This is a genomic window from uncultured Azohydromonas sp. (assembly GCF_937926365.1).
Classification (GTDB): domain Bacteria; phylum Pseudomonadota; class Gammaproteobacteria; order Burkholderiales; family Burkholderiaceae_C; genus Azohydromonas.
In genome coordinates, this window is record NZ_CALAOH010000218.1 from 21,518 (window position 1) to 27,612 (window position 6,095).

10 protein-coding genes are annotated in these 6,095 nt (G+C 71.1%); 6 read left to right on the plus strand and 4 right to left on the minus strand.

Annotated features, from left to right (window positions below):
- Window positions 1–37 precede the first annotated feature (37 nt).
- From Q0741_RS24100 to Q0741_RS24125, 6 genes are read left to right on the plus strand one after another with little or no spacing between them, the layout of a single operon-like run.
- Window positions 38–232, plus strand: coding sequence for a 4Fe-4S binding protein (locus Q0741_RS24100; RefSeq protein WP_298235737.1), 195 nt, complete (start codon window positions 38–40; stop codon window positions 230–232).
- 12 nt (window positions 233–244) lie between these two features.
- Window positions 245–628 (plus strand): iron-sulfur cluster assembly accessory protein, encoded by a 384-nt coding sequence (locus Q0741_RS24105; protein ID WP_298235738.1) that lies wholly within the window; start codon window positions 245–247, stop codon window positions 626–628.
- Between the two features lie 2 nt (window positions 629–630).
- A complete protein-coding gene (locus Q0741_RS24110) occupies window positions 631–1,200 on the plus strand; it encodes a hypothetical protein (RefSeq protein ID WP_298235739.1) in 570 nt (189 codons plus the stop codon).
- A gap of 12 nt (window positions 1,201–1,212) precedes the next feature.
- Window positions 1,213–2,001: a 4Fe4S-binding leucine-rich repeat protein gene (locus Q0741_RS24115; protein ID WP_298235740.1), complete on the plus strand. Its 789-nt coding sequence runs from the start codon at window positions 1,213–1,215 to the stop codon at window positions 1,999–2,001.
- The gene (locus Q0741_RS24120; protein WP_298235741.1) at window positions 1,994–2,329 is read left to right on the plus strand and encodes a nitrogen fixation protein NifZ; all 336 of its coding nucleotides are present in this window, start codon (window positions 1,994–1,996) and stop codon (window positions 2,327–2,329) included. Before Q0741_RS24115 ends, Q0741_RS24120 begins: the two co-directional genes overlap by 8 nt.
- Window positions 2,330–2,341: 12 nt before the next feature.
- Window positions 2,342–2,704, plus strand: coding sequence for a hypothetical protein (locus Q0741_RS24125; protein ID WP_298235742.1), 363 nt, complete (start codon window positions 2,342–2,344; stop codon window positions 2,702–2,704).
- Between the two features lie 52 nt (window positions 2,705–2,756).
- Here Q0741_RS24125 and Q0741_RS24130 read toward each other — a convergent pair whose 3' ends face one another.
- Genes Q0741_RS24130 through Q0741_RS24145 form a run of 4 tightly spaced genes read right to left on the minus strand, consistent with a single transcriptional unit; the run spans window position 2,757 to window position 5,614 of the window.
- Window positions 2,757–3,188, minus strand: a complete 432-nt coding sequence (locus Q0741_RS24130; RefSeq protein WP_298235743.1) for a PPC domain-containing DNA-binding protein — start codon at window positions 3,186–3,188, stop codon at window positions 2,757–2,759.
- Between the two features lie 33 nt (window positions 3,189–3,221).
- A complete protein-coding gene (draG, locus tag Q0741_RS24135; RefSeq protein ID WP_298235744.1) occupies window positions 3,222–4,139 on the minus strand; it encodes an ADP-ribosyl-[dinitrogen reductase] hydrolase in 918 nt (305 codons plus the stop codon).
- The gene (locus tag Q0741_RS24140) at window positions 4,129–4,986 is read right to left on the minus strand and encodes an NAD(+)--dinitrogen-reductase ADP-D-ribosyltransferase (protein WP_298235745.1); all 858 of its coding nucleotides are present in this window, start codon (window positions 4,984–4,986) and stop codon (window positions 4,129–4,131) included. Before Q0741_RS24140 ends, draG begins: the two co-directional genes overlap by 11 nt.
- Window positions 4,987–4,993: 7 nt before the next feature.
- Complete coding sequence (locus Q0741_RS24145; RefSeq protein ID WP_298235746.1) at window positions 4,994–5,614, minus strand: hypothetical protein; 621 nt, start codon at window positions 5,612–5,614, stop codon at window positions 4,994–4,996.
- Window positions 5,615–6,095 lie beyond the last annotated feature (481 nt).

Genomic DNA, 6,095 nt, shown 5'->3' on the forward strand with positions numbered 1-6,095 from the left:
CCTCCACCAGCCCCGTCACCCAAGCAGGAGCTACACCATGGCCTACAAGATCATTGCTTCCCAGTGCTCCGGCTGCTCGGCCTGCGAGCCCGAGTGCCCCAACACGGCCATCCGCGAGAAGGGCGGCACCTTCGTCATCGACCCGTCCAAGTGCACCGAGTGCGAAGGCCAATACGACTCGCCGCAATGCGTGGCCGTGTGCCCGGTGGACGGCTGCATCAAGAAGGTCTGAGGAGCAACCAAGATGATCCAACCCAACTTCACCGTGTCGCCCGCGGCGTTGAAATTCATGCGCCGCATGGTGCGCTTCTCCGACACGCCCACCGGCGGCTTTCGCCTGAAGGTGGCGCCGGGCGGCTGCTCGGGCTACAGCGCCGAGTTCAGCGTGGAAGCCACGCCGCGCGACGGCGACGCCGAGCAGTCGGTGGAAGGCCTGCGCATGTTCCTGCCCGCCGAGAGCCGCCTGCTGCTCGATGGCGTGACCATCGACCACGTGGACACGCCGCTGCAAAGCGGCTTCACCTTCGCCAACACCAAGGGCGGCGCCTGCGGCTGCAGCTCCAGCGGCGACGCGGTCACGCCGCCGGCCGAGGCCAGCGTGACGCTGTCCTCCATCAAGCGGCTGTGACGATGGACGCGGCGGCCGACTTCGACACCGCGGTGCTGGGGCTGGCCATGCCGCCCGGCGTGGAGGAGGCGCTGGCCGAGGCCGGCCGCCGCCGCGCCGACGCCGTGGCGGCGATGGCCGCGCTCATGCGCGCGCAGGCCCTCGCGCCCGACCACCCGGCGGTACTGATCGCGCTGTACCGCCACCACTTCTTCGGCCACCGGCTGCATGCGGCGCGCGACATCGCGCGCCAGGCGCTGGTGGTCGGCGCGCGCGCGCTGCGCCTGCCCGCCGTCTGGCGCCACGTGCGGCCCGAAGCGGTGCCCGGCGCGCGCCACGAACCCGCCGCGCGCTTCTACCTGTTCGTCCTCAAGGGCTACGCCTACCTGAGCCTGCGCCTGGGCGACGACGTGGAGGCGCGCGACGCGCTGGCGCTGCTGCGCGCGCTCGATCCCGAGGACTGCGTGGGCGCGGCCCTGCTCGAAGGCGTGCGCCGGCGCGCGCTGCGGGGCGAGGCCGACGACGATGACGACCCGCCCCCCGTGCCGATAGCCACCGGCGCGGGCGCCTGGGCCCGCCTGGCGCCCGCCTGAAGGAGGCTCCCGATGCACGGCCCAGTGACCACGACGCAGGGCGACATCCCGGCCATCGACTGGCAGGGCGCCCCTCTCGACGAAGCCACCTGCGGCGCCTGCGCGCATGCCGCGCTGCGCGACAGCGGCGGCTGCGAGCCCGGGCGCTGCTGCATGCAGGACGCCTACGCGCGGCGCATCGACCGCTTCTTCCGCACCCACCCGTCGCTTGCCAACGAGCACCTGGCGCACCCGTACTTCGAGGTGCGCGCCATCGCCGCGCGCCACGCGGAACTGTTCCGCCTGCCCGCGCTGCTGGACGATCCGGACGAGACGGTGCGCATGCAACTGGCGCTGCGCCTGCCGCAGCGGCTGCTGCTGCGCATGGCGAGCGACCCGCACCGCGAGGTGCGCATCCGCGTGGCGCAGCGCATCGACGCCACGGCGCTGCCCTCGCTGCTGCGCGACCCCGACTACCAGGTGCGCCAGACCGTGGCGCGCCGCCTGCCCGAAGGGCTGCTGCCGCTGCTGATGCACGACGCGGACCTGCAGGTGCGCCTGGAGGTAGCGCGCCGGGTGCAGATGCCCGCGCTGTGGCGCCTGGTCGAGGATGCGGCGCCGGAGGTGCGGCGCATCGTGGCCGAGCGGCTGCCCGCGCCGCTGCTGGACGTCCTGGCCGGCGACCCCGACTGGACCGTGCGCTGGGAGGCCGCCGGCCGCGCCCTGGGCCACGTGCTGGAGCGGCTGCTGGCCGACGAGGAATCCGAGGTGCGCGAGCGTGCCGCCGCGCGCCGTGCTGAACTGGAGTGCACCCATGGCTGACATCGCCCGTGACGACGACACCATCGAGATCGCGCTGCCGCCCCGCTTCCAGATGGGCGAGCGCGTGATCAGCCGCAGCGTGGTCCGCAACGACGGCACCTACGGCGGCAAGGACATCGGCGCGCTGCTGGTGAACCGCGGCGACGTCGGCTTCGTCCGCTCCATCGGCACCTTCCTGCAGCAGTTCTACATCTACGCCGTGGAGTTTCCCGAGACCGGACACCAGGTGGGCATGCGCGCCAAGGAGCTGTGCACGCTGGACAACCTGCCCGAAGAGGTGCTGGCACAACTGGGCGACCGTGCCGGGCTGCTCGACAACCTGCGCTGAAGGAGCGCCGGCATGAATGCCGCCGCGACGCTGGGCCCCATCGACGCACCGCCGCGCAACGACCGTGTGGTCGAGCTCGACGGCGCGCGCATCCGCCGCGCCATCCGCTCGCGCCGGCGCTATCGCTACGTGCAGCCGCGCGTGCAGCGCGAAGGCCTGGGCTGGCTGGTGGCCAGCCCCAATTGCTCGCGCAACATCGACCCGCACGGCGGCGAGATTCCCGTGGCCTGGCTGGTTCCGGCCAGCCAGAACTGCTGGCTGCTGCACAAGCGCGACCACGCGCAGGGCTGCTGGGTGCTCAAGAGCGCCGGCGTGACGCTGGCCCAGGCGCTGCGCGAGCTGTGCGACGACCCGCAACGCGAGTTCTGGCCCTGAAGCGCCAAGCCGCCCGCGCCGGGCAGCCGCATCGGCCGGGGCGCCCGATCGTTCAGCCCTGCACGGCAGGCGGTGGTGCGCCTTGCCAACGGGCCACGAGCTCGTCGTAACCCGTGGCCGCATCGGGCTCGCGCGTGAAGCGCCAGCCCGGCAGCAGCGCCAGCAGCACCTCCGCCGTGGTGCGCACGCCGCATCCATATCCCAGGTGGCCGCCCAGCACGCGGCCCTGGGCATCCGACAGGCTCGCATGCAGATGCGAGCCCTTCGCGCCGACGCTGCCCGACAGCGTCAGCACCTCCAGCGGCCCGGGCAGGACCAAGGTTACATCCGCGCCCGCCAGGCGCAACTGCGCCTCGCCCAGGCTGCCAATGCCGCCCAGCACGAAGGCGGCCTCGCAGCCGCGTTGCGCCACCGCCGCCTCCAGGGCCCGGCGCAAGTCCGTGCCCGGTTGCAGGCGCAGCGGCCAGTACATCGATGCGTCCATGCGCGCAGCGTAGCGCGGCCGCGCGGGCAAGCTTCAGAGGAAGGGCGCCACCAGGGCCTTGGTCTGCTCCGTCACCGCGCGCGCCACTTCGGGCGCCAGGCGCCGGAGCCAGTGGCGGGGCAGGGCGGCGGCGCCGCAGCGCGCGCCGGCAAGCATGCCCACCAGCGCGGCGGTGGTGTCCGCATCCTCGCCGCGGTTGGCCGCGGCCACCACGGCCGCCTCGAAATCGGCGTGGCGGGTGAAGGCCCACAACACCGTCTGCACCGTGTCCACCACGTAGGCGCTGGCGCGGCCCGGGTAGGGCTCGAAACGGAACACCGGGTACTCCGCCACCAGCCGCGCCGCGCGCTGCTCCAGGGTGGCGGCGTCCGCGCCCGCGAGCTGCAGGCGCAGCATGTGGCCCAGGCCCAGCGTGGCCGCGTCGGAGTGCGGGTGGTTGTGCGTGATGTGCGCCTGGGCCAGCGAGATGTTCCTGAACGCCGCGTCGTCGTCCAGCGTGGCCAGCGCCACCGGCAGGTTGCGCATGAGCGCCCCGTTGCCAGCGTCGCCTTCGTTGACCGGCGTGGACAGCGCCCCGATGCGGATGTAGCGCTGAATGCCGCGGCGGCAGGTGTTGCCGCAGTCCACCGGGCGGCCGCGCCACCACGCCACGAAGGCCTCGGCGATGAGCCGCGTGTCGCCCATCTTGCGCTGGCGCCGGCCTTCGAGCAGCGCGTTGCCCAGCGCCAGGCTCATGGTGGTGTCGTCCGTGACCTGCCCCGGGGGCAGGTTCAGCCACCCGCCGCCGGTGATGTGCCGGTGCACGCCGCCCTGGTCGGCAAAGCGCAGCGCGATCTCGCGCGGCGTCATGAACTCCACCGTGGCGCCCAGCGCGTCGCCCAGGGCCAGGCCCAGGTAGGCGCCCAGGGCACGGTCGAGCAGTCCACCCGTCGGTCCGCCATCACACGCCATAGCTGGCCTCCACTTCGTAATCGCCGCCCAGCGCCAGGACTTCGGACTCGCCCTGCAGCGAGCGCGTGCCCAGCAACCCGGGCACGAGCAGCAGCTTGACGCGCGGCACGCGCGCGTGCAGCAGCCAGTCGCCGAAGCAGTCCGCCGTCTCCCGCGACAGGCTGAAGGACACGATGTTGTTGAGCCGCACGGTGCAGCGCCGCTTCCGCAGCGAGCCGCCGATCGTCTGCTCCTCGCAGCGGGTGCTGCCACGCCACAGCGGCACGTGCGTGCCCGGGCCCAGCAGCTGGAAGCGCCACAGCATCCACTGGCAGAACTCGAACAACAGGTCGAGCTGCTGGTAGATGTTGTTGTTGTGGTAACGGCTGGTGCTCTTCTCCTCCAGGTACGCCACCCAGGCCGGCGAGGGGAAGCGCCGCAGCGGCGCCTTGTGGAAGGTGGGCACCAGGCCGAAGCGGCTCTCCACCCAGCCCTTGAGCACGGCGCCAGCGGGACCGTTGGCATCCATGCCCCAGCCCTGCAGCAGCTTCAGGTAGCTCGCCTTCCAGCGCCGGCTCTCGGATGCGGGCGCCCGGCCGGCGGGCTTGGCCAGGCCGAAGACGAGTTCCATGTAATGCTCGAACACCTCGCGGGCCTCGTCGGCATGGCCGCACTGGTCCAGCAAGGCAAAAAGGCCCGCGCTCGATGCACGGGCCCCGGCAATGCGCAACCGGCGCGGATGCGCATTGAACTCGACGCTGCCCAGCAGCGGCGCCGGTACGCCGACCAGATTGGTGCCGTACCAGCGGGCCGGGTCGGACTCTCCCGCCAGCACGGCATCCTGCGCTTGAGCCGGCGGGAAAGCCACGCCGGCCTCAGACCGGACGGTTCTCGTTCGGGTTGCGCACCGGGCCCATGCGCTGAAGGCCTTCCTCGTAAGTCATGGGCTCGAAGCTGCCCTTGAACTTCAGCGCCGCATCGGCCACGGCGTCGGTCTTGCCGGCCGTGTCGAGCTTCTTGAGGTCGCCTTTCTCCAGGTACAGCAACTCCAGCAGCTCGTTGTAGACCGTGGCCTCGTCGATGGGCAGCACGTGGAACGTGGCGCCGTTGTAAGCCACCTGGTACTTCTTGAGCAGGTCGATGTTGTTGCAGAACAGGAAGTACTTGCCCTCGGCACTGAGCTGCTCGCCCAGCACTTCCGCCACGTCCTTGAGGTGCTCGAAGCTCAGCAGGTAGCCGGCGAAGAACGGCAGCTTCGCATTGCCCTTCTCGGCAATGGCGATGACCTGGTCGCAGGACAGCTCCGGCGGGCGGGCCTCGTCGGCCAGCTTCGGCGCGAAGCGCAGCGCCAGCTCGCCGCGGAAGCCCACGCGGCCGGCCTTCTTGGTGGCGCCCTTGAGCACGGGGTTCAGCAGACGGCCCTGGGCCTCCAGGGGTGCCAGGGCGGTGTCGGCCAGGGCGGCGGCGACGGGGGATTCGGCAACGGTAGCGGTCATCGAGGACTCCAGTGGGTTGAGGTCGAAACTTGTTTACAGGCCTTGCGCAACGTCAAGCGCACCACAAAGCCCTCGCAAGCACCCATGCAACCCCCGTACCACCAAGCGAATGCCCCAACCCGCCCGCAAGACGCGCCCGGCGATGGAGCAAACACACCATCGCGACAAGGGTGCCTCCCGGCTTTGTCGCCTTTCCGACATTCCGGCGCCGCCACACACGCGCCGCATCGACGGAAAAAGCCTGCCATACAAGGCATTTCCCTCTGCGGACACCGTGGGAACCGGACATGGCACGGCCATTGCGTAAGGCTGGTTGCGCGGACCCCATGCCAGTCCCCCAAGGCGCTGCAGAAGAAGACCACAGGCACCCAAGGCTGCATTGAGATCGCGACGACCCGCAGAGATTCGTCACTTCTCGTTCAAACACTGGAGCACTTCCATGGCAAAGCTTCGTCAGATCGCCTTCTACGGCAAGGGTGGC

Bases quoted from the DNA above. Each gene is read 5' to 3' on its own strand.
- Q0741_RS24105 (WP_298235738.1), top strand. From the start codon at position 245: ATGATCCAACCCAACTTCACCGTGTCGCCCGCGGCGTTGAAATTCATG.
- draG (WP_298235744.1), bottom strand. From the start codon at position 4,139: ATGGCGTGTGATGGCGGACCGACGGGTGGACTGCTCGACCGTGCCCTG.
- Q0741_RS24120 (WP_298235741.1), top strand. From the start codon at position 1,994: ATGGCTGACATCGCCCGTGACGACGACACCATCGAGATCGCGCTGCCG.
- Q0741_RS24110 (WP_298235739.1), top strand. From the start codon at position 631: ATGGACGCGGCGGCCGACTTCGACACCGCGGTGCTGGGGCTGGCCATG.
- Q0741_RS24145 (WP_298235746.1), bottom strand. From the start codon at position 5,614: ATGACCGCTACCGTTGCCGAATCCCCCGTCGCCGCCGCCCTGGCCGAC.
- Q0741_RS24130 (WP_298235743.1), bottom strand. From the start codon at position 3,188: ATGGACGCATCGATGTACTGGCCGCTGCGCCTGCAACCGGGCACGGAC.
- Q0741_RS24115 (WP_298235740.1), top strand. From the start codon at position 1,213: ATGCACGGCCCAGTGACCACGACGCAGGGCGACATCCCGGCCATCGAC.
- Q0741_RS24125 (WP_298235742.1), top strand. From the start codon at position 2,342: ATGAATGCCGCCGCGACGCTGGGCCCCATCGACGCACCGCCGCGCAAC.
- Q0741_RS24100 (WP_298235737.1), top strand. From the start codon at position 38: ATGGCCTACAAGATCATTGCTTCCCAGTGCTCCGGCTGCTCGGCCTGC.